The following is a 25,608-nucleotide window of genomic DNA, read 5'->3' on the forward strand; positions in this document are numbered from 1 at the left end:
ATGACGGGCCTGGTGCTGGAGCGTTTGCTCACCGATGAGACACAGACAGCGCGATTGGGCGAAGATCTGGCGCTGGCCCTGCGTGCCGGCGACGTGCTGGCCCTCAAGGGCGATCTCGGCGCCGGCAAGTCCACTCTCGCACGGGCCCTGATCCGGACGCTGGCGGACGACTCCAGCCTCGACGTGCCAAGCCCGACCTTCACTTTGGTGCAGAGCTACGACACGCGTATTCCTGTGCATCATTTCGATCTCTACCGCCTGTCCTCGGCGGCCGAGATCGATGAACTCGGCTTCGACGAAGCGCTGACACAAGGCGCTGCCCTCGTCGAATGGCCCGAGCGGGCCGAAGGTTATCTGCCCAAGACAACGCTCTTGATCGAGCTTCTCCAGCATGGCGATGGCCGGCTGGCGCGACTGTCCGGCCAGGGGGCGGCATTCGACCGTGCGGCGCGATCGCTGGCCATGCGCGGTTTTCTGGAAGATGCCGGCTGGGGCGAAGCGCGGCGGCGCCATTTCATCGGCGACGCCTCGGCCCGCTCCTATGAGATCGTCACGCTGGCCGGCCAGGAGCCGCGCGTGCTGATGAACTCGCCGCGACTGGTGCTCGGCCCGCCCGTGCGTGACGGCAAACCCTATGCGGTGATCGCCCACACCGCCCAGTCGGTCTCCGCCTTCGTCGCCATCGACCGGGCCTTGATGGCCGGCGGCGTCAGCGTTCCGGAAATCCATGCCGAGGATCAGGACCAGGGGTTTTTGCTGCTCGAACATCTCGGTACTGAAGGATTTCTCGGCGAGGACGGCGAGCCCATAGCCGAACGCTACGCCGCCGCCGCCGAGCTGCTGGCCATGATGCACGGCCAGACCTGGCTGCAGCGCCTGCAAGCCGGGCCCGGCAGCTTCCACGAGGTGCCGCCCTTCGACCGCGATGCGATGATGATCGAAGCCGATCTGCTGGTCGACTGGTATGTGCCGGCCATATCGGGCGGCCCGGCCAGCGACGATCTGCGCACTGGCTACGCCAGGGAATGGAACACGCTTTTCGACCGGCTGCAAGGCAGCGAATACACGCTGATGCTGCGCGACTTCCATTCGCCCAACATTGTCTGGCGTGGCGACCGCGCCGGCCATGACCGGCTGGGCATCGTCGATTTCCAGGATGCATTGATCGGGCCTTCAGCCTATGACGTGGCTTCCCTGGCCATGGATGCCCGCGTCACCCTATCGCCCGAAATCGAAAACCGGACGCTCGACGCCTATTTAGCGGCGCGTCATACAGCCGGCGCTTTCGACGAGCCAAGCTTTCTGGAAGCCTACGCAATCATGGCCGCACAGCGCAATTCCAAGATTCTCGGCATTTTCGTGCGGCTCGAAAAGCGCGACGGCAAACCCTATTATCTGAAGCACCTGCCGCGCATCCGCGACTATCTGCGCCGGGCGCTGTCCCACCCGGCGCTCGCCAGCCTGCGGGATTTCTATCACGCGCACGGGCTGCTCGAGGAACGAACGCTGTGACAGCAAGACCGGACGCTTTCATCGTACCCAAAACTGCAATCGTACTCGCCGCCGGGCTTGGCAAGCGCATGCGGCCGATCACCGACACCATCCCCAAGCCGCTGGTCAGGATCGCCGGCAAGACGTTGCTTGACTGGGGCCTCGACAGTCTCGCCGCCGCCGGCGTCGCCAAGGCCGTGGTCAACGTCCACTATCTTCCCGAACAGATCGTCGCCCATGTCGCGGCGCGTCGAGCACCGAAGATCGTCATTTCCGATGAGAGCGACCGGTTGCTCGATTCCGCCGGCGGCATCGTCAAGGCGTTGCCGGAACTCGGCGAGCAGCCCTTCTACATCCTCAATGCCGACACGTTCTGGATCGACCACGGTCCGCTCAATCTTGGCCGCCTTGCCCTTGCATGGGACGCCGCGAAAATGGATATTCTGCTGATGCTGGCGGATCTCCATCAGGCGACAGGACACTGCGGCTCCACCGACTTCCTGGTTGCGCCGGACGGTGCCTTGCGGCGTTCGAAAGGCGATCTCGCTGGGCTGATCTATGCCGGCGCGGCGATCATCCATCCTCGCCTGTTTAAGGACGCATCGGCCGAACCGCATTCGCTCAACGCCTATTTCGACAAAGCCATTGCCGCCGGCCGGCTGTTCGGCATGCCGATGCACGGCCACTGGATCACCGTCGGCACACCCGATGCCATCCCGCTGGCGGAAGAAGCCGTCGCCGGCGCGCTAGCCGAGATGCAATGAGCGGCTCGAGCCGCGTTTTTTCCATTCCCCCCGGAGCGCCGTTCCTGCCGACGCTTGCCGAGGCGCTGCTTGCCGGCCGCCTGATTCCCGGATTTCGTTTCGACGGCGACCCGCTCGCTCTGGCCGATGTCACCATCTATGTGCCGACACGCCGCGCCGCGCGCGCCTTGCGCGGTGTCTTCGTCGACAGCTTGAACGCACGCGGCGGTGGCGGTTCGGCGATCCTGCCGGTCATCCGTCCACTCGGCGAATTCGACGAGGATGAAGCCCTGTTCGACGCCGAACCATCGGCGGCAATCGACCTTGCGCCGCCGATCTCGGCAACCGAGCGCCTGCTGCTGCTGACGCCACTGGTGCGGGCGTGGAAACGCCGGCTGCCGGAGCATGTGGCCAAACTTTTCGCGGAGGAAATCGTCATCCCCGCCTCCACCGCCGACGCGATCTGGCTGGCGCGGGATCTTGCGGGGCTGATGGATGAGATCGAGACCGAAGGCACGGACTGGGCAAAGCTCAAGGACCTGGTGACTGGCAGCCTTGCCGGATGGTGGCAAGTGACACTCGAATTCCTCGGTATCGTCACCGATGCCTGGCCGAAATTCCTGAGAGAGAGCGACCGCTCCAACCCGGCCGCGCATCGCAGCGCGCTGATCCGCACCGAGGCGGCGCGACTACGCCGCAACCCGCCAGCCGGACCGGTCATCGCCGCAGGATCGACCGGTTCGATACCGGCGACGGCTGAACTGCTTGCCGCGATCGCCCGCTTGCCTGCCGGCGCCATCGTGCTGCCAGGGCTCGACCAGACGCTGGACGAAGCCTCTTTCCAGGCGCTCGTCGCACCCGGCGCGCGGCCGGCCGTGCTTGGCCACCCGCAATATGGCCTGGCCAGGCTGATCGGCAAGATCGGCGTGCTGCGCTTAGATGTCGAGGAGATCGGCGTGGCCGAACCGCGGCTCGCGCTACGTGCAGCGCTTGTCGGAGAAGCGTTGCGGCCGGCCGAGACCACCGAATTGTGGGCCGAGACGCGCAACGGGTTTTCGGCGTCTGATATTGCCGGTGCCTTCGCCGATGTGACGTTGCTTGAGGCGGCGAGTGAACGTGACGAGGCCGTCGCCATCGCCGTCGCGCTGAGGCAGGCCGTCGAACAGCCCGGCCAAAGGGCGGCTCTTGTCACAAGCGACCGCGCGCTGGCGCGGCGCGTCTCGGTCGAACTCCAGCGCTTCGGCGTCGTTGCCGACGATTCCGGCGGCACGCCGCTAGCCAACAGCCCGGCGGCCAGCCTGCTCAGGCTGGCGCTCGAAGCAGTGTTCCGGCCGGGCGATCCTGTCGGCCTGCTGTCGTTGCTCAAGCATCCGCTGCTCGGCCTCGGCCTCGAACGCGCCGATGTGCGCAACGCCGCCGGACTGGTCGAACTGGTGGCGCTGCGCGGCGGCACCGGCCGCCCCGACATCGTTTCGCTGCCGGGCTTGTTCGAGGCTCGCCTCACCGGCCTCGGCGATGACAGCCGGCCGCCCTTCTGGTTTTCCCGGCTGACCGTCCGCTCCATCGAGGATTCACGTAACCTCCTCGCACGCCTGGCAGAAGCGCTGACGCCGCTTTCGGCCTTTCGCGGCCAGGCCGATGCCGACCTTGCCGCACTAGTCAAAGCCAGTGTCATGGCCCTGGAAAATCTCGGCCGCTCCGCCGATGGCGGCCTGGGCGAACTCTATGCCGGCGATGCCGGCGAAAAGCTCGCCGAATTGTTGCGCGGGCTGGTGGCGGCTTCGGCCTCGCTGTCGTTCGCGACGAGCGAATGGCCTGATGTGATGGACGCCCTGATCGCGCCCGAGACGGTCAAGCCGGCGCAAGGCACCGACAGGAACATTGCCATCTGGGGCGCGCTGGAAGCGCGGCTGCAGGATGTCGACACGCTGGTCATCGGCGGCCTCAACGAAGGTGTCTGGCCGCGCAAGCCGGAGAGCGACCGCTTCATGTCGCGGCTGATGAAGACCGGCATCGATCTCGAACCGCCCGAACGGCGCATCGGCCTTGCCGCGCATGATTTCCAGATGGCGATGGGCGCGAGACACGTGGTGCTGGCCCGCTCGGCGCGTTCCGGCGATGCACCTGCCGTGCCATCGCGTTGGCTGCAGCGCCTCTTGACCTTCATCGGCAACGACCAGGCGGCAATCCTGCGCCGGCGCGGCGACGAGTTGCTCACTTGGGCGCGCGCGCTCGATACCGGCCCAAAGCGGGATTTCGCGCCACGGCCGCAGCCGAAACCGCCGCTGTCGGTGCGTCCAACACATTTCTCGGTCACCGAGATCGAGACGTTGCGCCGTGATCCCTACGCCGTCTACGCAAGACGCATCCTCGGGCTGATGGCGCTTGATCCGGTGATCCGCGATCCCGGTGCCGCCGAGCGCGGCACACTGTTCCACGCCATTCTTCACCTGTTCTCCTCACGCGTGGCCGATCCGCGCGCGCCGGACGCGCTGACCAGCCTCATTGCTGCCGGCCGTGCCTGTTTTGCGGAGGCCACCCTTCCGGCCGATGTCGAGGCGGTGTGGTGGCCACGTTTCGAAAAACTCGCCGCCAACATCATCGAATGGGAGCGCACCCGTGCAGACGCGGTGGTCCAACGGCATGCCGAGGAGCGCGCGGGGAAGACCATCGTCGGACAGTCCGGCGTCACGCTGTCCGGTTATGCCGACCGTGTCGACCTGCTGGCCGGCGGCATGGCCGACATACTGGACTATAAGACCGGCTCCTCGCCGTCCAAGGCGCAGGCGCACACGCTGCTGGCGCCGCAGCTGGCGCTGGAGGGCGCGCTGCTGCGGCGCGGCGCGTTCAAGGATTTGGGCGCGCGCGAACCGTCGCAACTGGCCTTCATCAGGTTGAAGCCGAATGGCGAGGTGTTCGAAGAGTCCATCCTTGAACACAACCGCCAGCCAAGGACCGCCGCCGATCTTGCCGAAGAAGCCTGGGCGCGGCTGGAAAAGCTGCTGATCCATTATGCTGAGCCTGAGACCGGCTATCTCTCGCGCGCGCTGCCGTTTCGCGAAGGCGAGACCGACGGCGATTACGACCATCTCGCCCGCGTGCTCGAATGGTCGGCCGGCGGCGACGCCGGCGACGAGGGAGGGGAGGCATGAAGAAGGCCTATCCCATCCCGAGCGACACCGCCAACAGCCAGGCCCGCGCCGCCGATCCGCAGAATTCCGCCTGGGTGTCTGCCAATGCCGGCTCCGGCAAGACCCATGTTCTGGCCCAGCGCGTCATCCGGCTGCTGCTCAACGGCACCGACCCGTCGAAGATCCTGTGCCTGACCTATACGCGCGCCGCCGCCGCCAACATGTCGAACCGGGTGTTTTCCACGCTGTCGGACTGGACGGTTCTCGGCGACGTCGAGCTGGCCGCGAAGATCGAGGCGCTGGAGGGGCGCCGGCCCGACCGCGACACCATGCGCCGGGCGCGGCGCCTGTTCGCCGAGGCGCTGGAGACGCCCGGCGGGCTGAAGATCCAGACCATCCACGCCTTCTGCGAATCCGTGCTTCACCAGTTCCCCCTGGAAGCCAACATCCCTGCCCATTTCGAGATGCTCGACAGCCAGATGGAGGCGTCGCTTTTTGCCACTGCCCGCCGCGAGATGATTTCCGGTACGACTGCCGGCAACGCGGATCTGGCCGACGCCTTCGCCACTGTGCTGGAACGTGGCGGCGAAGCCGGGCTCGATGCCTTGCTCGGCGAGATCGTGCGCAAGCGCGACGGGTTGCGACAGTTCCTCGATGCGGTCGGGCGTGACGGCTTCCAGCCCTTGTTCGATGAATTCCATTTCCAACCCGGCCAGAGCGCAGAGGGCCTGGCGGCATCGGTCTGGCCGCTGCCAGGCTTCCTGCCCGACTATTTTTCCGGCTTTGCCCAGGCCGCCGAGGCCACCGACGCCAGATCGGTGCTGAACAACATCCTGCCTTATGCGCGCCAGGCTTTCGCAGAGAGCGATCCCGTTCGCCGGCTGCAACTGCTCGCCCGAGCCTTCCTCAAGACCGATGGCGATCCCTACGATCCGTCAAAGGCCTTCAAGAAAGCGCTGACCGATCGGTTGCCGGATCTCGCCGAGCGCTACCTCTCGGCATCGAGCGCCATCATCGAAACCGTCGACCGCCTGGCGCTGTTCCGGATGCTGGAAGGCACGGCTGCTGCGCTGACCATCGCCGACTGGCTGATCGCCCGCTACGAGGTGCTGAAGCGCAGCCGCGGCTTTCTCGACTTCAACGATTTGATCACCCGCACCGTCAACCTTCTGGCGCGGCCCGATGCCGGCCCCTGGGTGCAATACAAGCTCGACCAGGGCATCGATCACATCCTGCTTGACGAGGCGCAGGACACCAGCCCGGATCAATGGGAGGTGGTGAAGCGGCTGGCGGAGGAATTTTTCGCCGGCTTCGGTGCACGCGATCGGGTTCACCGCACGGTCTTTGCCGTCGGCGACGAGAAGCAGTCGATCTATTCCTTCCAGGGTGCGGCCCCGGATTCCTTCGCCGACAGCCGGCTGTTGTTCGCCGGCAGGGTGCGCGATGCCGAGGCATCTTTTGCCGACCTCAAGCTAACCTGGTCGTTCCGCTCGACCGACGACGTGCTCGCCGCCGTCGATCGCGTCTTTGCCGATCCGATCGTGCGGCGCGGCATCAGCCACGATCCCGATCCGCTGAGCCACAAGGCGATCCGCACCGATGCGCCGGGCTATGTCGAGGTCTGGCCGTCGATCGGCGCCGATGTGGTCGACGAGCCCGACGACTGGACGCAAGCGATCGACCATGCTCACGCACCGGCGGTGCGCGTTGCCGAAAATGTCGCCGCCACCATTGCCGGCTGGATCGGCAAGGGCGAAATCATCGAGGGCCGCGGCAAGCGGCTGCGGCCGGGCGATGTGCTGGTGCTGGTGCGCAAGCGCGACAGTTTTGTCCATGCACTGACCCGCGCCTTGAAACGCCGCGACATTCCGGTCGCCGGCGCCGACCGGCTGAGCCTTCCCGGCCATATCGCCGTCAAGGACCTGATCGCGCTCGGCCATCTGCTGATCCAGCCGCAGGACGATCTGTCGCTCGCCGCCGTGCTGCGCAGCCCGATTTTCGACCTGCCGGAGGAGACACTGTTCACGCTCGCCGCGCAGAGGCTGCCCGGCCTGTCCCTGGCCGCATCGCTGCGCCAGCACGCCACCGACGACGAAGCCCTGGCAAAGGTCGTTGCCCAACTTGATCTCTGGGCTGATGAGGCCGCCTTCAGGCCAGTGTTCGAATTCTATGCCGGCTTGCTGGCACGCGATGGCGTGCGCCGAAAAATGATCGCCAGGCTCGGGCCGGAAGCCGGCGATATTCTCGACGAGTTCCTGAGTTTCTGCCTGGCCGAGGAGCGGACCGGCCTGCCCGGGCTGGAAGCTTTTCTGTCGACGCTGGAAAATGCCGGCCCCGAGATAAAGCGCGAAATGGACCAGACGCGCGACGAGGTTCGCGTCATGACCGTGCACGCCGCCAAAGGGCTGGAGGCGCCGGTGGTGTTCCTGGTCGATGGCGGCTCGGCCCCATTCAGCGACCAGCATCTGCCACGGCTGATGCCCTTCGACGGCTCGGGCCGGAACTTTGACGGCAAAGGCTATCTCTGGCGTTCTGCCAGCGATGTCGCCAACGGCTTTTCGAAGGCGGCAGCGGCACGGGCACGGGAACTCGCAGACGACGAATACCGTCGGCTGCTCTATGTCGGCATGACCCGCGCCGAGGACCGGCTGATCGTCTGCGGCTATCATGGCAAGCGGGCACCGAACACCGGCACCTGGCATTCGATCGTCAGCCGTGCGCTGATCGGTGCGCCCGAGAGCGAACAGCGTCCGCATCCTTCCGGCGGCGAGCCGGTGCATCGTTTCCACGTCACCAAGCTGCCGCCCGTCGCGCCGGGCACCGACGAACAGGCGCGGCAGGCCAATGCTTTCGGCCCGTTGCCGGTGACCCTGTTCCGGCCCCTGCCGCCTTTCGAGGACCTGCCGCGGCCGCTGTCGCCATCCGGCGCCTCGGCGCTGATCGACGAGGGCAAGGAAGCGGTGGTCGACAAGGCTTCACCGGTGCTGGACGCCGAGGCCGAGCCGGGCTTTGCCGTGCTGCGTGGGCTCGCCTTGCACAAACTGCTGCAGATGTTGCCCGGCCTTGCCGAGGGCGGACGCGAAGGCGCAGCCGAGCGTTATCTCGCGCGAACAGGTGCCGAGTGGCCGCCGTCAGAGCGGGAAAAGGCTCTGGCATCGGTCATCGCCATCCTTGCCGACCCTCGCCTCGGCCAATTGTTCGCGCCATCGTCGCGCGCCGAGGTGGCGATCATGGGCAGCCTGGAAGTGAGGGGCAAAAAGCGCTCCATTTCCGGCAAGATCGACCGGCTGGCGGTGACTGCGGACACGGTTTCGATCGTCGACTACAAGACCAACCGGCCGGCGCCCGCCTCGCTGGCCGAGGTTCCATCGGCCTATCTGCTGCAGCTGGCACTCTATCGCGCCCTCTTGCAGCCGCTTTATCCCGGGCGCGAGGTCAAGGCGGCCTTGCTGTTTACCGAAGCGCCACGGCTGATCGAACTGCCGGCCAGGGCCATGGATGACGCCCTTGCCCGACTCACAGGAGCGTGACACAAGGCCTGCTTGAAGAAGGGCGTAACAACCACCACATTTGGTGCGACAAAGAACTCTCGAAAGGATTTCCGCATGGGTGCCACCGTCAAGGTCGACAAGAACAATTTCCAGGCCGACGTGCTCAACGCCAACGTACCGGTCGTGGTGGATTTCTGGGCTGAATGGTGCGGCCCGTGCAAGATGATCGCGCCGGCGCTTGAGGACATTGCCACCGAACTCGGGGCCAAGGTCAAGATCGCCAAGCTCAACATCGACGAGAATCCCGAGCTCGCCGCCCAGTTCGGCGTGCGTTCGATCCCGACTCTGATGATCTTCAAGGGCGGCGAAGTGGCCGACATGAAGGTTGGCGCCGCGCCCAAGACCGCGCTGTCGCACTGGATCAACGGCAGCCTCGCCTGATCCCCCTCCAAAGTTCTTGATATCAAGCCCGGCCTCGCGCCGGGCTTTTTGTTGGCGTCATGGCTAACCCGCTCTGGCCCTCACATCAGGGCACGCCATGTCCTCTGCTGGGAAGCAGAAACAGGGAGAGCGACATGACCGGATCCGCCAAGGCCACCGTCTTCATCGACAATGAGCGCGTCATCGTCACCGAATACCGCTTCCAGCCGGGCGACAACACCGGCTGGCATCGCCATGGCCACGACTATGTCGTCGTGCCGCTGATGGACGGCAAGCTGAAGCTGGTGACCAAGGACGGCGAAACCTTCGCCGAGATGAAAAAAGGCGTGCCCTATTTCCGCAAAGAGGGCGTCGAACACGACGTCATCAGCGCCAATGACGGCGAATATGCTTTCATCGAAGTCGAGCTGAAATAGGCCTGCCGCGCCGCTACGCGATCACCAGTCGGCGACACGGTCGCCGCCGACGAATTGCGCACTTTTGTCGGTGTACTCGAACAGCTCGATCTTCACGCCGTTGGGATCGCGGATCCAGGCCTGAAAGGTATCGTCGCAGGCATGCTTCTTCGCCGTGACATCGATGCCCTTCGATTTGATATGGGCGATCGCGGCGTCGATGTCTTCGACTTCCAGACAGAAATGGTTGATCTGGTTGAGTTCGCTGTAGGTGGTGGCATCCTTCTGGAAAACCTCGACATGGCTGCGGCCGCCGCAATCGAGGTAGAAGCCAAAAATCCTGCCGTCGCGCAGGAAGTTGAACCGCGTGTCCAGCCCGAGCACGTCGCGGTAGAAGCTTCGCGTCGCTTCCAGATCATGCGTGAAAATGCAGACATGGGCGAGCTGCTTTACCTTGATCATCACAGGCTCCTGTTGGCCGTCACGCACCTCAGGTTGGCGGTGTGCCGTTTTCCGCCAGCACCGCGCCGACGAAGTAAAGCGATCCGCCGATCAGGATCCGCGGCGGCGGACCGTCCCAGGTGTCGCGCAACAGCATCAGCGCGCTGGCGACGGAGCTTACCGGTTCGGCCGTCAGCCCAGCTTCCGTCGCGCGGATCGCCAGCTCGTCGTTCGGCACGCCGGCCTCGCTCATGCTCACCGGCACCGTGTAGACATGCCGGACGAGGCCCTTGAAGGCACGGAAATAGCCGCTCTGGTCCTTGGTGTTGATCATGCCGGAGATGAGGAACAGCGGACGCGGGTTCTTTTCCTCCTGCTCGGCCAGCGCCTCGGCAACAACCACGCCGGCGCCCGGATTGTGGCCACCGTCGAGCCAGATGTCGGCGCCTTTCGGCGCCAGCTCCACCAGCCTGCCTTGTGACAGCTTCTGCATGCGACCGGGCCAGGCGACATTGGTCATTGCCTTCTCGGCGGCGCGATGGCTGATCTCGAAGCCGGCAGCCTTCACGGCTGCGATCGCTGCGGCCGCATTGGCGAACTGGTGGCGCCCGGGCAGGCGCGGCGGTGGCAAGTCCATCAGGCCGTCCTCGTCCTGGTAGACCATGCGGCCGTTTTCCTCGAAAGCGAGGAAATCCTGGCCGTAGACGAAGGTCGGGCACTCCAGCCGCTCGGCGGTTTCGATCAGCGCCTGCAGCGCCGTCTCGCTTTCCTGGGCGCCGATCACCACTGGACAGCCGCGCTTCATGATGCCGGCCTTTTCGACGGCGATCAGTTCGACTCGGTCGCCGAGATAGGCTTCATGGTCGAGCGACACCGGCATGATCACCGACACTGCCGGCCTGGCGATAACATTGGTGGCGTCCAGACGGCCGCCGAGACCAACCTCGATGATCGAGGCATCAGCCGGATGTTCGGAAAACAGGATGAAGGTGACGGCGGTGAGGATCTCGAAGACGGTGATCTTCTGGCCGTCATTGGCCTTGGCGACGCGGGCGATGGCCTCGGCGAAGACATCGTCGTCAACCAGCCTGCCGCCACCCTCGGCGGCGAGCCGGTAGCGCTCATGCCAGCTGACCAGGTGCGGCGAGGTGTGGACGTGGACAAGACGGCCTGACGCCTCCAGCAATGCCCTGGAGAAGGCGGCGCAGGAGCCCTTGCCGTTGGTGCCGGCGATATGGATGACCGGCGGCAGTAAGTCCTGCGGATTGCCAAGCCGTTCCAGAAGCCGCGTGATGCGGTCGAGCGAAAGGTCGAAGCCTTTCGGGTGAAGCGCCATCAGGGCTTCGATTTCGCGGTCGGCGGCAAGCGTTGTCATGGCAGAATCCCGGCGCATGGCCCGAGGACCAGAATCAATCCCGGAATGGCCATGGCAATCAAAAGGCTACAGCGCGCGACCGCCCTCGTGCAATCGCGGTCGCGGCGCTTGGTGTCGCGTCAGGCCTGCGGCCGGGCTTCGGCAGAAATCACCGCCGGCGGCAGGATTTCCGGCTCCAGCGGCTTTTGCTCGACCGGCATCTTGAGCAGCATCTTCAACAGCCGTGCGATCGTTTCGCGCATCTCAAGCCGCGACACCACCATGTCGACCATGCCGTGCTCCATCAGATATTCGGAGCGCTGGAAGCCGTCCGGCAGTTTCTCGCGGATGGTCTGTTCGATGACGCGCGGCCCGGCAAAACCGATCAGCGCGCCAGGCTCGGCGATGTGCACGTCGCCCAGCATGGCGTAGGAGGCAGTGACGCCGCCGGTGGTCGGGTTGGTCAGCACGACGATGTAGGGAAGGCCGGCTTCCTTCAGCCGGTCGACGCCGACCGTGGTGCGCGGCAGCTGCATGAGGGACAAAATACCTTCCTGCATGCGGGCGCCGCCAGAGGCGGCAAACAGGATCAGCGGCCGCTTGCGCTGCAAGGCGACCTCGAAACCATGCACGATGGCGTCACCGGCCGCCATGCCTAGCGAGCCGCCCATGAAGGCGAAGTCCTGCACCGTCACCACCACCGGCAGGCCCTCGACGGTCCCCAGCGCGTTGATGATGGCGTCTTCGAGGCCGGTCTTGGCCTTGGCGTCCTTCAGCCGGTCGACATAGCGCTTTTCATCGCGGAACTTCAGCGGATCCTGGACGACCTTGGGATTGTCCAGGGTCTCGTACTTGCCGTCGTCGAAGAAGAATTTCAGCCGCTCCTTGGCCGAGATCTTCATGTGATGGCCTGAAGACGGGATGACGAACTGGTTGGATTCCAGATCCTTGTGGAACACCATCTCGCCGGTCTCGGGATCCTTGATCCAGAGGTTCTCGGGCATGTCGGTGCGCCGGCCGAGCATCGAATTGATCTTCGGGCGAACGTAATTGGTGATCCAGTTCATCGCTTCGGCTCCTGTCCTGACGAAGAGTTGGGTAAAGACGTAGGAAGACTATTCGGCAGCAGCAAGGCGGGCCGAGCGCACGCCTTGCGCCAGGCCGCTGACCAGCGTGGCGACGGCCTCGGCCGGGTCGGCGGTCTTTTCGCCCTTCGGCCCCAGCACGTTGGCGACCGCATTGACGATCGCGGTGCCGACGACGACGCCATCGGCATTGGCGCCGATGACACGCGCCTGCTCGGCGGTCTTGACGCCGAAGCCGACGCAAACAGGCAGATCGGTGTGGCCCTTGATGCGCTTGACGGCGGCGGCGACCTTGCCGGTGTCGGCCAGCGCCGAGCCGGTGATGCCGGTCATCGACACGTAGTAAACGAAGCCCGACGTGTTCTGCAGTACCTTGGGCAGCCGCTTGTCGTCAGTGGTCGGCGTCGCCAGGCGGATGAAGTTGATGCCGGCTTTTAGTGCCGGAATGCAGAGTTCCTCATCCATCTCCGGCGGCAGGTCGACGACGATCAGCCCATCAATGCCGCTGGCAATGGCATCCTTCAGGAAGCGATCGACGCCGTAGATGTAGATCGGGTTGTAATAGCCCATCAGCACGATCGGCGTTTCGTTGTCGCTGGTCCGGAATTCGGCCGCCATCTTCAGCGTCTTGACCAGCGTCTGGCCGCCTTTCAGCGCGCGCAGGCCGGCGGCCTGGATCGCTGGGCCGTCGGCCATCGGATCGGAAAACGGCATGCCCATTTCGATGATGTCGGCGCCTGCCTTGGGCAGCGCCTTCATGATCGACAAAGCTGTGTCGTAGTCCGGGTCGCCACTCATGAAATAGGTGACGAGCGCCGGGCGGCCTTCGGTCTTCAGCTTCGCCATGCGGCGGTCGATGCGCGTCGTCATGTCTGGCCCTTTGGACAAATTTTGCTCATAATCAACTCCCAAGTCGAAACTGTCCAAAAGGCCTAGATCTCCATGCCCAGCATCGAGGCCACCGTGTGCACGTCCTTGTCGCCACGCCCGGACAGGTTGACGATGACGATCTGGTCCTTGTCCATGGCTGGCACGATCTTTACCGCATGGGCGATGGCGTGCGCGGATTCCAGTGCCGGGATGATGCCTTCGACACGCGTCGTCAGCTTGAAGGCTTCCAGCGCTTCGTCGTCGAGGATCGGCACATATTCGACGCGGCCGGAATCGCGCAGCCAGGAATGCTCCGGGCCGACGCCGGGGTAGTCGAGACCGGCCGAAATCGAATGGCCGTCCATGATCTGGCCGTCGGCATTCTGCAGGAGATAGGTGCGGTTGCCGTGCAGCACGCCGGGCGCGCCGGCATTCATCGAGGCGCAATGCTCGATGCCGTCGAGGCCACGCCCGCCGGCTTCGATGCCGATGATGCGAACGTCCTTGTCGTCAAGGAAAGGATGGAACAGGCCGATGGCGTTGGAGCCGCCGCCGACAGCGGCGATGATGGTGTCGGGCAGCCGGCCCTCCTGTTCGAGGATCTGCGCGCGCGCCTCGATGCCGATGACCGACTGGAAGTCGCGCACCAGTTCCGGATAGGGATGCGGACCGGCGGCGGTGCCGATCAGGTAATAGGTGTCCTCGACATTGGTCACCCAATCGCGCAAGGCCTCGTTCATTGCGTCCTTCAGCGTGCCGTGGCCGGCAGTGACCGGCCGTACTTCGGCACCGAGCAGCTTCATGCGGAAGACGTTCGGACTTTGGCGGGCGACGTCGGTCGCGCCCATGTAGACAACGCAGGGAAAGCCGAAGCGGGCGGCGACGGTGGCGGATGCCACGCCATGCTGGCCGGCGCCGGTCTCGGCGATGATGCGCTTCTTGCCCATGCGCTTGGCCAGCAGGATCTGGCCGAGGCAGTTGTTGATCTTGTGCGAACCGGTGTGGTTGAGGTCCTCGCGCTTGAAATAGACTTTCGCGCCGCCTCCGAGGCCCTTCGCCGCGGAAACCTCACGAAGATGCTTGGTCAAGCCCTCGGCGAAATAGAGCTTCGAAGGCCGCCCGGCATAGTGGGTCGAAAGATCGGTCAGCTCAGCCCTGAAGTCCGGATCGTTCTTGACCTCGTTCCAGTGCCGCTCCAGGTCGAGGATCAAAGGCATCAGCGTTTCGGCGACGAAACGACCGCCGAAAATGCCGAACATGCCCTGCTCGTCGGGTCCGGTGCGGAAGGAATTGGGTGTCGCCGGCTTGTTCATCGCCGATCTCCTGGTTCGAAAGAATTATTCAGGCGGCGCGGTCGTCGCGCGCGGCCCGGACGGCCCGGAAAAACTGTTCGATCAGCGCCGGATCCTTGACGCCCGGCGCACTTTCCACGCCTGAGGAAATGTCTATTCCGGGCGGGTTGGCAAGCCGTAGGGCATCGCCGATGTTGGCGGCGTTGAGCCCACCGGAAAGCATGTAATCGACGCCGGCGTCAAGGCCGGCAAGGATGCGCCAGTCGAAGGTGACGCCGTTGCCGCCCGGCAACTGCGAGCCCTTCGGCGGCTTGGCGTCGAACAGGAAGCGGTCGGCGACGCCGATGAACGGCTTGATCCGGCCGAGATCGGCGGCCTCGCTGAGCGGCAGCGCCTTCATCACCGGCAGGCCATAGCGGGCCTTGACCTCGGCCACGCGCTCAGGTGTTTCCGAACCGTGCAGCTGCAGCATGTCGGGCTGCATCTTTTCGACGATCTCATCGAGGAAGGCATCGCTGGCGTCAACGGTGACGGCGACCGCCAAGGCCTTGCCGCGGGCCGCTTCGCGCAGGCGCCCGGCTTCAGCCGGCTCGACGTAGCGCGGGCTCTTGGCAAAGAAAATGAAGCCGACATGGCTGGCGCCGCCGGCCAGGGCCGCGGCCATTGCCTGGTCGGTCTTCAAGCCGCAGATTTTTATATCGAGCGCCATGGCGCGGGAATTGGCATGAAACGCGCCAAGAGTCGAGAAAAAGCATGCTGTTTGCCGGCAACGCCAAAGGCGCTACCTATGGATGGACAGCTTGCCAGGCGGGAGAAAGATCATGGCCGACAGAACCGTTGCCGAACTCAGGCAGAAGATCGCCCAGGCGCGCGAGGTCATCGCGCATCTGATGGACAAGGCCGCCTTCAACGGCGCCGAAGCGCATCGCGCGCTCGATTATTTCGGCGGCGATGAATTCGACGGCAATTTTTTGCCGTGGCCGCATCATGGCGACGAAGGGCTGCGGCCGGATGAGCTTAATGCGGCGAATGACGATTGACTACTCGAACACGATCGCTTGCAGCGCGCCGCCATTGCGCTTCAGCCAGTCCTTGCAGCGGTCGGTGTCGGGGCAGAGTTTTTCGCACAATTTCCAGAATTTCGGGCCGTGGTTCATCTCCTTGAGATGCGCCACCTCGTGCGCGACGAGGTAGTTTATCACCGGCTGCGGCGCCATCATGATGCGCCAGGAGAAGGACAGGTTTCCCTCCGAGGTGCAGGAGCCCCAGCGGCTGGACGTGTCCTTGTAGCGGATCGCCTTGGCGCGCTTGCCGAGCGCCTCGGTGTGTTTGATCACCAGCTTCTCGATCTCTTTCTTGGCTTCGCGCTTGAGGAAATCGGCGATGCGGCGTGGCAGATGTATGCGGTCGCCATGCACGACCAACAGCGGGCCGCGCTCGTCTCGCGATATGGTGACGGTGCCGCGCTTTGACGGCTCGTGAACGATGCGATGCGGCACGCCGCGCACCGGGATCTTGATGCCCGGCCGCACCTGAGGTCGCGTCGGCACCTTGGCCAGCCGCTGTTCCAGCCAGTCCTGGTGGCGGTCGAGGAACCTGTCCACCTCGCCCCGGCGCAAGCCCGGCGGCACGGTGATGCGCAGGCCCTGGCCGCCGGAATCGATGCGCAGCGTCAGGCGCCGCGCCCGGGCGCTCTCGACGATCTTGAGCGGCAGCGTGCGGCCGGCGACGCAATATTCTCGCTCCACGACGGGCGTGGGCTTGGGCTTCGTCAGATTGCGAAAGAATCCGAGGGTCATGACCGGACGATACGCGATTCGAGAAAAACGAATAGAACAAAAAAGAAACGGCGCCGCTCACGCGACGCCGTCCTCATACCTTGGCCTGTCGCCGGGCCTTAGTCGTCAAGCAGGTTCGAGCTTTTGCCACGCTTGGTGGGGGTCGTTCCGGTGCTCGGATCGGTCTTCGCAGGCGCGGTCGACTTGTTGCGGTTCGCCATGAAGCGATCGAACTCGTCCTGATCCTTGGCGCGGCGCAATTCGCGAGCGTATTCGTCGAACTGCGTCAGCATCTCGTCGAGCTTGCGGCGCTCTTCGTTCAGACGCTCAAGCTCCTTTTCGCGCCAGTCGTCGAAAGCGACGTTGCCGGTGCGGGCAGAGCCATTGCCCCAGCGTGAGGCCTTGTCGGACCCGCGGCGGCAGCCGGCGAAGATGCCGTCTGTGGCGCGGTTGACGTCACGCTTGAAGCCGTCGAGCCGGTCGCCCCAGATGATGTAGGCGAGCATGGCGAAGCCGAGCGGCCAGAACACCATGAAGCCGATCACCATCAACGCGATGGTTGCCGGCGTCCAGGCCGGACGGATCAATGCAGATGTGTTCATTTTCTCCCATTCCTTCGGTTGGAGACAGCCAGGAACGGCTGCGTGGAATCGAAATGGGAAGGCAAAAACGGCGATTCAAGACAATGTCCGCCAAAACCGGACAAGCTTCTGAAATGATTATCGCTTTTTGAGCCTGTCGAGGAAAAGCACGACCAGCCCGGCGATCAGGCCCCAGAAGGCGGCGCCGACGCCGAAGAGCGTCAGTCCGGAGGCGGTGACGACAAAGGTGACGGTGGCGGCCATGCGGTCACCCTCATCCTTCAGCGCGATCGCCAGCGCATTGGCGAGCGACGCCATCAGCGCCAGACCCGCCACCAGCACGATCAGGCTCTGCGGCAAGACGGCGAAGATAGCCACCAGCGAGGCGCCGAAGATCGCGAAGACGAGATAGGCGAGCCCATAGAACGGGCCGGTCTTCCAGCGCTCGGCGGGGTCGGGATGGACGTCCGGCCCGGTGCAGATGGCCGCCGAGATCGCCGCCAGATTGGTGGTCGAGCCACCAAACGGCGCCGATAGCAGGGAAAACAGGCCGGTAACGCCGATCAGCGGGCCGGGCTCCGGGTGGTAGCCGGCGGCGCGCAGCACGGCGAGACCCGAGAGGTTCTGCGAGGCCATGGTGACGAGATAAAGCGGCAGCGCCAGGCCAATCATCGCCTTGGCGGTGAAATCGGGCGCAATCAGCGTCAGCGTCGACAGTTCGGGTGTCGGCAGGCCGCCGACGCGGCCGGTGAGAAACGCGGCGAGACCGCCGCCGATCAGCACCGCCAGCACCGACAGCGCCGGGTTGAACAGGCGGATCACGAAGAAGACCGCGATCAGCGGCAGGATCAGCCAGGGGTCGACGGGGATTGTCTTGACCGCATTGAGGGCGAAGGTGACGACGATGCCGGCCAGCATGCCGGAGGCGACCGAGGGCGGTATCCTGGAGATCAGCTGCGTCAGCGGCCGAAACAGGCCGGTGGCGATCAACAGGATGGCGGTGACGATGAAGGCAGCAACCGCCTCATTGATCGAAAACCCACTCGATGCCGCCATCAGCGCCAGGCCCGGCGTCGACCAGGCGGTGATGACGGGCATTTTCGTGCGCCAGGACAGCCACAGGCTTTCGATCGCCATGCCCAGACAAATGGTCGTCACCCAGCTCGCCGTCTGAATTTGCGTCGCGCCGACCGCGTGGGCGGCGGCAATGACGATGGCCAACGTGCCGCCGAAGCCGACGATGGCGGCGACAAAAGCCGAGATCGGGATGGAAAGCCGCATCGTCACTTGCCACGTCGGGCCATGTCGCCGACCGCCCGCAGCAGCATGTCGAGATCCTGCGGCCGCGACAGGCGATGATCGCCATCGGGAATGAGCGACAGCGTGACATCGTCGGCCGGCAGCAGGCTGACCAGTTTCAGCGCATGGCTCGACGGCACGTCCGGATCGGCGAGACCCTGCAGGATGTGCACCGGACAATGCGTGTCGATCGGGCCGGTCATCACCCGGTTGTCGCGCCCGTCCTCGATCAGCGCGCGGGTGTAGATGTAGGGCTCCGCGGAGTAATCCGACGGCTCGGCGAAGAAGCCTTTCTCCGTAAGGTCGCGCTTCTGCGCTTCGGTCAGCATCGGTTCGACCAGTTCGCTGGTAAAATCCGGCGCCGGCGCCAGCAACACCAGGCCGACAACATTGGTGTCACCCGCCTTGCGCAATTCCTGCACCATGCGCAGCGCGATCCAGGCGCCCATCGAGGAGCCGACCAGGATCTGATCGCCCTTGGTGAAATGGCGGAACACGGCAAGGCTTTGCGAAAGCCATGTCGAAATCGTGCCGTCGGCAAAGGCGCCGCCGGATTCGCCGTGGCCGGAATAGTCATGGCGCAGGAAGGCGTGGCCCTCTTTAGCCGCCCAGTCCGACAACGTCTGCGCCTTCGTGCCCAGCATGTCCGACTTGTAGCCGCCCAGCCAGACAATGCCGGGCGTCGGGCCTGCCGTGTGGCGCACGGCGATGCGCGATCCATCAACATTGAGAAAGGTGGGGGGCGTGACGGTCATGGCTTTTCCTCAGGCCCCTCTTTTTGGCTCGGGGTTCTTGTGGCACAGCCACGGGCGTGGCGAAAAGTGCTCGCGCTGTTTCTTTGTTTGGTGCAGGCAGTGATCAGGGTGATTTTCTGTCAATGCTGTGCTATTGACTCCGCCCGCGCGCTCACCACATTGGCGCGTCCACGCATCAGACTGACAAATCCTGAACGAAACGGCCAAGGAGACCACGACCATTCGCAGACCTTTCAAAGCAGCGGCGCCGACCAAGGATGGGCCGCGCTCCAACCGTGACATCCGGGTTCCCCGGGTCCAGCTTATCGACGCCGAAGGCCAGAACCGCGGCGATGTTTCCATCAACGACGCATTGCTGCTCGCCGAAGAGGCCGGGCTCGATCTCGTCGAGATATCGCCCAATGCGGTGCCCCCCGTCGTAAAGATCCTCGATCTCGGCAAATTGAAATACGCCAACCAGAAGAAGGCAGCCGAGGCGCGCAAGAATCAGAAGGTCATCGAGATCAAGGAGATCAAGATGCGCCCGAACATCGACAGCCATGACTACGAGACCAAGATGAAGGCGGTTCGCCGCTTCTTCGAGGAAGGCGACAAGGTCAAGCTGACGCTGCGCTTCCGCGGTCGCGAAATGGCGCATATGGAACTCGGCATGCAGCTTCTGAACAAGGTGCGTGAGGAAGTGGCTACCATAGCCAAGGTAGAGGCGGAGCCGAAGCTCGAAGGCCGCCAGATGATGATGGTGTTGGCGCCGCGCTAAGGCGCGCCGTCAGCGACATCACGGCGTGGTCACGATAAGGTTAGGCGTGGCCATCACGCTAAATCTGCCTGAATTGTGTTACAGGCCGTCCCGACGATTGGCGGGACGCCTGTTTTTGGCGAAAGCTGCGATCGCCGGCTAAGCTCTTCGACGATCGGATTTCTCTTGGACAACGAACTCAAATACGGGCTTGGTAACTACCAGCAGATGCGCCGGCTGGTGCTTGCCGTGCTCGTGGTGGTGCTGTTTTTGGCGCTGCTGTTCGGCCAATCGACCTTCCCACCCGACACGCCAGTGCATGAGACGATCGAGATGTTCGGCGTGCTGCTGATCTTCCTCGGCATCGTCGGTCGCCTCTGGGCGACGCTCTATATAGGCGGGCGGAAATCCTCCGAGGTGGTGACGGGCGGACCCTACTCGATCACCCGCAACCCGCTCTATGTGTTCTCGACCGTGGCCGCGGCCGGCGTTGGCGCGCAGATCGGCTCGTTCTCGGGCATCATCCTGTTCGCGCTGCTGTGCGCCGGCGCCTTCCACATCGTCATCTTGCGCGAGGAGAAATTCCTCAAGGAAGCACTCGGCGCACCCTACCAGGCCTATCTGGACAAGGTGCCGCGCTTTTTCCCGAACCTTTCGCTCTATGAGGAAGGCGATACCGGCAGCTTCAGGCCGCGCCTGCTGCTCACCACGCTGCTCGACGGGTTGGTGTTCCTGATCGCGCTGCCGGCCTTCGAACTGATCGACGGCGCGCAGCAGTCGGGCATGCTGCCGGTGTGGTTCACTCTGCCCTGACCGGGGACAGTGCGTCGCACGGTCTGAGGTGTTGCGTACAAGCCGTCTTTGACGTATAGGACCGCCGTTCAAGAAAACCGCCCGGCAGGGCATGCCGTGGCGGTTTCATTTGCTTTTCGGGCTTTGGTCAGCCCGAAGCGAACAAGAAGCGCGATAGTGCGCCAACGAGACGGAGTAGCAAAATGCCCAAGATGAAGACCAAGTCCGCCGCCAAAAAGCGGTTCAAGATCACAGGTACGGGTAAAGTCCTGTCGGCTGCGGCCGGCAAGCGTCACGGCATGATCAAGCGTTCCAACAAGTTCATTCGAAATGCCCGCGGCACGATGGTTCTGGCTGAACCGGATGGCAAGAAGGTCATCAAGAATTTTCTGCCGAACGGCCTCTAAGGCATTCGGTCTGGACAGCGTTTTAAGGAGATCATGACATGGCACGCGTAAAGAGAGGCGTCACCTCGCACGCCAAACACAAGAAGGTCCTGAAAGCCGCCAAAGGCTTCTACGGCCGTCGCAAGAACACCATCCGCATCGCCAAGCAGGCGGTGGAAAAGTCGATGCAGTACGCGTATCGCGACCGCAAGAACCGCAAGCGCTCGTTCCGCGCGCTGTGGATCCAGCGCATCAACGCCGCGACGCACGAGCATGGCCTGACCTATGGCCGCTTCATCGACGGCCTCAACAAGTCGGGCATCGAGATCGATCGCAAGATCCTGTCTGACATGGCCATCCATGAGCCGCAGGCTTTCGCAGCCCTGGTCGCCAAGGCCAAGGTGGCGCTCGAATATCTGAAGAACACCACGCCGAACGCTTTTGAAAGCGCTGTCGCCTAAGACCAGCGCTTCCCAAGCATTCGCAATTCTGATTTGGGGAACCCGCGCTGGCACGGCTGGCGCGGGTTTTTCTTATGCCTGAATACCCAACTTGAACGTGACTTTCACGTTAGCGCAGATTTCCAACGTAGCGAGTTTGACCGTGAACGACGCAACCACCGGCCTGGATACGCTTGAAAGCTCCCTTCTGGCCGACATCGCATCGGCCGCCGACGAGCCGGCCATCGAAGCCGTGCGCATCGCTGCCTTCGGCAAGAAGGGCACCGTGTCCGAGATGCTGAAGACGCTCGGCGCCATGACCGCCGAGGAGCGTCAGCTCAAGGGCCCTGTCATCAACGGCCTGAAGAACCGCGTCACCGAGGCGCTGACGGCCCGCAAGGCCGAATTGAAGGACGTCGCGATCGCCGTACGCCTCGCCGCCGAAAAGGTCGACGTGACCTTGCCAGTGCGGCAGTCACCGGCCGAACGCGGCCGCATCCACCCGATCAGCCAGGTCATTGACGAGATCGCGGCGATTTTCGGCGATCTCGGTTTCGCCATCGCCGAGGGGCCGGATATCGAGACCGACTACTACAATTTCACCGCGCTGAATTTCCCGGAAGGCCATCCGGCGCGCGAAATGCACGACACCTTCTTCTTCCAGCCGGACGAGAAGGGCGAGCGCAAGCTTTTGCGCACCCACACCTCGCCCGTGCAGATCCGCACCATGGAGAAGCAGAAGCCGCCGATCCGCATCGTCATTCCGGGCAAGACCTACCGGCAGGATTCGGACGCCACCCACTCCCCGATGTTCCATCAGGTCGAGGGGCTGGTGATCGACAAGACGGCCAATGTCGCCAACATGAAGTGGGTGCTGGAAGAATTCTGCAAGGCGTTCTTCGAAGTGCCTTCGGTCAAGATGCGCTTCCGGCCGTCCTTCTTCCCGTTCACCGAGCCAAGCCTCGAGGTCGATATCCAGTGCGACCGCTCGCGGCCTGGCGAAGTGCGCTTCGGCGAAGGCTCCGACTGGATGGAGATCCTCGGCTGCGGCATGGTGCATCCCAACGTGCTGCGCGCCGGCGGGCTCGACCCCGATGAATATCAGGGCTTTGCCTGGGGCATGGGCATCGACCGCATCGCCATGCTGAAATACGGCATGCCGGACCTGCGCGCCTTCTTCGACGCGGATGTCCGCTGGCTGTCGCATTACGGCTTCCGGCCGCTCGACATGCCGACGCTGTTCGGGGGTCTGAGCGCATGACAGCGCCCCACATTGGCGGCTGCCGCTGCGGCGCCGTGCGGTTTGAGGCTTTGGCTGAACCGCATCATGTCAGCTATTGCCATTGCGGCGATTGCCGGCGGGCGAGCGGCGCGCCGGTCTCGGCCTTTGTCGGCTTCCTGGTCGACCAAGTGGCGTTCACCGGCAAGGCGTTGAAGATGTACGAGAACGGCCCGGTGACGCGCTCCTTTTGCGGCGTCTGCGGCTCGCCCATCGCCTATGTCGATGAGCGGCTGGAGGACGACATCTACTTCATGCTCGGCGCCATGGACGTGCCGGCCGATTTCAGGCCGACGCATCATGCCTATGTCAGCGAGCAGCTTCCTTTCCTGCAGATGTCCGACGACCTGCCGAGACACCTGAAATCAAGCGTCAAAAGACCAGACGGAACAGTCCCATGAAATTCACCCTCTCCTGGCTCAAGGATCATCTCGAGACCGACGCCTCGCTCAACGAGATCGTTGAGCGGCTGACCTCGATCGGCCTCGAGGTCGAGCATGTCGACGACAAGTCGAGCCTGAAACCCTTCGTCATCGCCAAGGTGCTGACGGCGGTGCAGCACCCCGATGCCGACAGGCTGCGCGTGCTGACCGTCGATACCGGCGATGGCAAGCCCCCTGTCCAGGTCGTCTGCGGCGCACCCAATGCTCGCGCTGGCCTGATCGGCGCCTTTGCCGCGCCTGGCGCCTATGTGCCCGGCATCGACGTGACACTGACGGTCGGCAAGATCCGTGGCGTCGAAAGCCATGGCATGATGTGTTCCGAGCGCGAGTTGGAACTGTCCGACGAGCACAACGGCATCATCGACCTGCCTGAGGATGCGCCGGTCGGCACCAGCTTTGCGTCCTATGCACATCTCGACGATCCGGTCATCGAGATCAATCTGACGCCGAACCGGCCTGATGCCACCAGCGTCTACGGCATCGCCAGGGATCTGGCGGCAAGCGGGCTCGGCCGCCTCGTCGGCGGAGCTATCATGCCGCATGTCGGCAATGGGATGTGCCCGGTCAAGGTGACGATCGAGGCGCCGGAACTCTGCCCCGGCTTCGCGCTCAATCTGGTCAAGGGCGTGAAGAACGGCCCGTCGCCGAAATGGCTGCAGCAGCGGCTGATCGCCATTGGTCTGAGGCCAATCAGCGCGCTGGTCGACATCACCAACTACGTGACCTTCGACCGCGGCCGGCCGCTGCATGTGTTCGATGCCGGCAAGGTCGCCGGCAATCTCGTCGTGCGCCGCGCGCGCGACGGTGAAAAGGTGCACGCGCTCGACGGCCGCGAATACACGCTGACGCCAGAGATGTGCGTCATCGCTGATGACAATGGCGTCGAATCGATCGCCGGCATCATGGGCGGCGAACATTCGGGCTGCGACGAGAACACCACCGACGTGCTGATCGAATCGGCGCTTTGGGATCCGATCACCACGGCCCGCACAGGGCGTGCGCTCGGCATCATCACCGATGCACGCTACCGTTTCGAGCGCGGTGTCGACCCCGAATTCATGGTGCCGGGAATCGAGCTCGCGACCCGACTGGTGCTCGACTTCTGCGGCGGCACGCCGACGGAAATCGAGGTGGCCGGCTATGCCGGCCACAAGCCCAAGATCGTTTCCTTCCCGCTGTCGGAAGTGACGCGGCTGACCGGCATCGCGGTTCCGAAGGCGGAAAGCCTCGACATCCTGTCGCGCCTCGGCTTCAAGCCGAAGGGTTCGGGCGATGTCGTCGATGTGGCGGTGCCGTCCTGGCGGCCCGACGTCGACGGCAAGGCCGATCTGGTCGAAGAGGTGATGCGTATTCACGGCGTCGACAACATCGCGCCACAGCCGCTCGGTGCGCATGATGCGGTCAACTCCAAGATCCTGACGACGCTGCAGGTGCGCACCCGCACGGCCAAGCGGGCGCTTGCCGTGCGCGGCATGATGGAGGCCGTCACCTGGTCGTTCATTCCAGCCAAGCACGCCGAACTGTTCGGCGGTGGGCAGACGGCGCTGAAACTCGCCAACCCGATCGCCGCCGACATGTCCGACATGCGGCCGTCGCTGCTGCCGGGGCTGATCGCCGCCGCGCAGCGCAATGCCGACAAGGGCATTGGCGACGTGGCGCTGTTCGAGGTGTCCGGCACCTATGAGGGCGACGGCGCCGACGAGCAGCGGCGCGTGGCCGCCGGCGTGCGCCGCGGCACCGCCAAGCTCGACGGCTCCGGCCGCAACTGGGCCGGCAATTCGGGTCCGGTCGGCGTGTTCGACGCCAAGGCCGATGCCATCGCCGCACTGGAGGCCTGCGGTGCGCCGGTCGACCGGCTGCAGATCGAGGCGGGCGGCCCGGCCTGGTATCATCCCGGCCGTTCCGGCACGATCAAGCTCGGGCCGAAGACCGTGCTCGGCACGTTCGGCGAGTTCCATCCCAAGACGATGGAAGGGCTAGATGTTTCCGGACCGCTGTGCGGCTTCGAAGTGTTCGTCGATGCCGTGCCCGAGCCGAAGGCCAAGCCGACGAAAACCAAGCCGAAACTGGAGCTATCCGCCTTCCAGGCGGTGAAGCGCGACTTCGCCTTCGTCGTCGACAAGTCCGTCGAGGCCGGCACGCTGGTGCGCGCGGCACTTGCCGCCGACAAGAAGCTGATCACTGCGGTTTCGGTGTTCGACATCTTCGAGGGCGCCTCGCTTGGCGCTGACAAGAAATCGATAGCCATCGAAGTGTCGATCCAGCCGGTCGAGAAGACGCTCACCGACGAGGATTTCGAGGCGCTGGCCAAGCGCATTGTCGAAAATGTCGGCAAGCAGACGGGTGGTTCCCTCAGGACGTAAGGGATTGCGGCAGATGGCGAAT

24 protein-coding genes are annotated in these 25,608 nt (G+C 64.2%); 14 read left to right on the plus strand and 10 right to left on the minus strand.

The window, feature by feature from the left end; all coding sequences use genetic code 11:
- The 6 genes from tsaE (at window position 1) to AC1D05_RS14555 (ending at window position 9,713) form a co-directional block, all read left to right on the plus strand.
- On the plus strand, window positions 1-1,512 hold the full coding sequence (tsaE, locus tag AC1D05_RS14530; protein WP_477441463.1) for a tRNA (adenosine(37)-N6)-threonylcarbamoyltransferase complex ATPase subunit type 1 TsaE: 1,512 nt from the start codon (window positions 1-3) through the stop codon (window positions 1,510-1,512).
- Complete coding sequence (locus tag AC1D05_RS14535; RefSeq protein WP_477441465.1) at window positions 1,509-2,255, plus strand: nucleotidyltransferase family protein; 747 nt, start codon at window positions 1,509-1,511, stop codon at window positions 2,253-2,255. The genes tsaE and AC1D05_RS14535 overlap by 4 nt, the downstream gene beginning before the upstream one ends.
- Entirely contained in the window at window positions 2,252-5,386 is a 3,135-nt protein-coding gene (gene addB / locus AC1D05_RS14540) for a double-strand break repair protein AddB (protein ID WP_477441467.1), read from the plus strand. The genes AC1D05_RS14535 and addB overlap by 4 nt, the downstream gene beginning before the upstream one ends.
- Window positions 5,383-8,895 (plus strand): double-strand break repair helicase AddA, encoded by a 3,513-nt coding sequence (gene addA, locus AC1D05_RS14545; RefSeq protein ID WP_477441468.1) that lies wholly within the window; start codon window positions 5,383-5,385, stop codon window positions 8,893-8,895. Before addB ends, addA begins: the two co-directional genes overlap by 4 nt.
- A 75-nt stretch (window positions 8,896-8,970) precedes the next feature.
- Complete coding sequence (gene trxA, locus AC1D05_RS14550) at window positions 8,971-9,297, plus strand: thioredoxin (protein WP_172220777.1); 327 nt, start codon at window positions 8,971-8,973, stop codon at window positions 9,295-9,297.
- Window positions 9,298-9,431: 134 nt separating this feature from the next.
- A complete protein-coding gene (locus tag AC1D05_RS14555) occupies window positions 9,432-9,713 on the plus strand; it encodes a cupin domain-containing protein (RefSeq protein ID WP_477441470.1) in 282 nt (93 codons plus the stop codon).
- Window positions 9,714-9,734: 21 nt separating this feature from the next.
- On the opposite strand, the gene AC1D05_RS14560 is transcribed toward AC1D05_RS14555, so the two are convergent.
- The 6 genes from AC1D05_RS14560 to AC1D05_RS14585 all read right to left on the minus strand — a co-directional run bounded on the left by AC1D05_RS14560 (window position 9,735) and on the right by AC1D05_RS14585 (window position 15,443).
- On the minus strand, window positions 9,735-10,154 hold the full coding sequence (locus AC1D05_RS14560; protein ID WP_477441472.1) for a VOC family protein: 420 nt from the start codon (window positions 10,152-10,154) through the stop codon (window positions 9,735-9,737).
- A 28-nt stretch (window positions 10,155-10,182) separates the two neighbouring features.
- Entirely contained in the window at window positions 10,183-11,508 is a 1,326-nt protein-coding gene (locus tag AC1D05_RS14565; protein WP_477441474.1) for a bifunctional folylpolyglutamate synthase/dihydrofolate synthase, read from the minus strand.
- Between the two features lie 119 nt (window positions 11,509-11,627).
- Entirely contained in the window at window positions 11,628-12,554 is a 927-nt protein-coding gene (accD, locus tag AC1D05_RS14570) for an acetyl-CoA carboxylase, carboxyltransferase subunit beta (protein ID WP_477441475.1), read from the minus strand.
- Window positions 12,555-12,602: 48 nt separating this feature from the next.
- Window positions 12,603-13,442, minus strand: a complete 840-nt coding sequence (trpA, locus tag AC1D05_RS14575; RefSeq protein ID WP_477441477.1) for a tryptophan synthase subunit alpha — start codon at window positions 13,440-13,442, stop codon at window positions 12,603-12,605.
- Window positions 13,443-13,504: 62 nt separating this feature from the next.
- Complete coding sequence (gene trpB, locus AC1D05_RS14580) at window positions 13,505-14,755, minus strand: tryptophan synthase subunit beta (protein WP_477441479.1); 1,251 nt, start codon at window positions 14,753-14,755, stop codon at window positions 13,505-13,507.
- 28 nt (window positions 14,756-14,783) lie between these two features.
- On the minus strand, window positions 14,784-15,443 hold the full coding sequence (locus AC1D05_RS14585; protein ID WP_477441481.1) for a phosphoribosylanthranilate isomerase: 660 nt from the start codon (window positions 15,441-15,443) through the stop codon (window positions 14,784-14,786).
- Window positions 15,444-15,555: 112 nt separating this feature from the next.
- On the opposite strand from AC1D05_RS14585, the gene AC1D05_RS14590 reads away from it, so the two are divergent.
- Entirely contained in the window at window positions 15,556-15,774 is a 219-nt protein-coding gene (locus AC1D05_RS14590; protein WP_477441482.1) for a hypothetical protein, read from the plus strand.
- On the opposite strand, the gene AC1D05_RS14595 is transcribed toward AC1D05_RS14590, so the two are convergent.
- The 4 genes from AC1D05_RS14595 to AC1D05_RS14610 all read right to left on the minus strand — a co-directional run bounded on the left by AC1D05_RS14595 (window position 15,775) and on the right by AC1D05_RS14610 (window position 19,147).
- The gene (locus AC1D05_RS14595) at window positions 15,775-16,533 is read right to left on the minus strand and encodes a M48 family metallopeptidase (protein WP_477441484.1); all 759 of its coding nucleotides are present in this window, start codon (window positions 16,531-16,533) and stop codon (window positions 15,775-15,777) included. It abuts the gene before it with no gap.
- 98 nt (window positions 16,534-16,631) lie between these two features.
- Complete coding sequence (locus AC1D05_RS14600) at window positions 16,632-17,114, minus strand: DUF2852 domain-containing protein (protein WP_477441486.1); 483 nt, start codon at window positions 17,112-17,114, stop codon at window positions 16,632-16,634.
- Window positions 17,115-17,231: 117 nt separating this feature from the next.
- Window positions 17,232-18,374, minus strand: a complete 1,143-nt coding sequence (locus AC1D05_RS14605) for a benzoate/H(+) symporter BenE family transporter (RefSeq protein ID WP_477441488.1) — start codon at window positions 18,372-18,374, stop codon at window positions 17,232-17,234.
- 2 nt (window positions 18,375-18,376) lie between these two features.
- On the minus strand, window positions 18,377-19,147 hold the full coding sequence (locus AC1D05_RS14610; protein WP_477441490.1) for an alpha/beta hydrolase: 771 nt from the start codon (window positions 19,145-19,147) through the stop codon (window positions 18,377-18,379).
- A 220-nt stretch (window positions 19,148-19,367) separates the two neighbouring features.
- On the opposite strand from AC1D05_RS14610, the gene infC reads away from it, so the two are divergent.
- The 7 genes from infC (at window position 19,368) to pheT (ending at window position 25,586) form a co-directional block, all read left to right on the plus strand.
- The gene (gene infC / locus AC1D05_RS14615; RefSeq protein WP_010912915.1) at window positions 19,368-19,904 is read left to right on the plus strand and encodes a translation initiation factor IF-3; all 537 of its coding nucleotides are present in this window, start codon (window positions 19,368-19,370) and stop codon (window positions 19,902-19,904) included.
- Window positions 19,905-20,069: 165 nt separating this feature from the next.
- Window positions 20,070-20,696, plus strand: a complete 627-nt coding sequence (locus AC1D05_RS14620; protein WP_477441492.1) for a methyltransferase family protein — start codon at window positions 20,070-20,072, stop codon at window positions 20,694-20,696.
- A 182-nt stretch (window positions 20,697-20,878) separates the two neighbouring features.
- Window positions 20,879-21,082: a 50S ribosomal protein L35 gene (rpmI, locus tag AC1D05_RS14625; protein WP_006201248.1), complete on the plus strand. Its 204-nt coding sequence runs from the start codon at window positions 20,879-20,881 to the stop codon at window positions 21,080-21,082.
- A gap of 38 nt (window positions 21,083-21,120) precedes the next feature.
- Window positions 21,121-21,522 (plus strand): 50S ribosomal protein L20, encoded by a 402-nt coding sequence (rplT, locus tag AC1D05_RS14630; protein ID WP_023672281.1) that lies wholly within the window; start codon window positions 21,121-21,123, stop codon window positions 21,520-21,522.
- A 142-nt stretch (window positions 21,523-21,664) separates the two neighbouring features.
- Window positions 21,665-22,762, plus strand: coding sequence for a phenylalanine--tRNA ligase subunit alpha (gene pheS / locus AC1D05_RS14635; RefSeq protein ID WP_477441493.1), 1,098 nt, complete (start codon window positions 21,665-21,667; stop codon window positions 22,760-22,762).
- Window positions 22,759-23,181: a GFA family protein gene (locus AC1D05_RS14640; RefSeq protein ID WP_477441494.1), complete on the plus strand. Its 423-nt coding sequence runs from the start codon at window positions 22,759-22,761 to the stop codon at window positions 23,179-23,181. Before pheS ends, AC1D05_RS14640 begins: the two co-directional genes overlap by 4 nt.
- A complete protein-coding gene (gene pheT / locus AC1D05_RS14645; protein WP_477441496.1) occupies window positions 23,178-25,586 on the plus strand; it encodes a phenylalanine--tRNA ligase subunit beta in 2,409 nt (802 codons plus the stop codon). The genes AC1D05_RS14640 and pheT overlap by 4 nt, the downstream gene beginning before the upstream one ends.
- The last annotated feature ends 22 nt before the right edge of the window (window positions 25,587-25,608 follow it).

This window comes from Mesorhizobium sp. P2_E9, assembly GCF_056403815.1.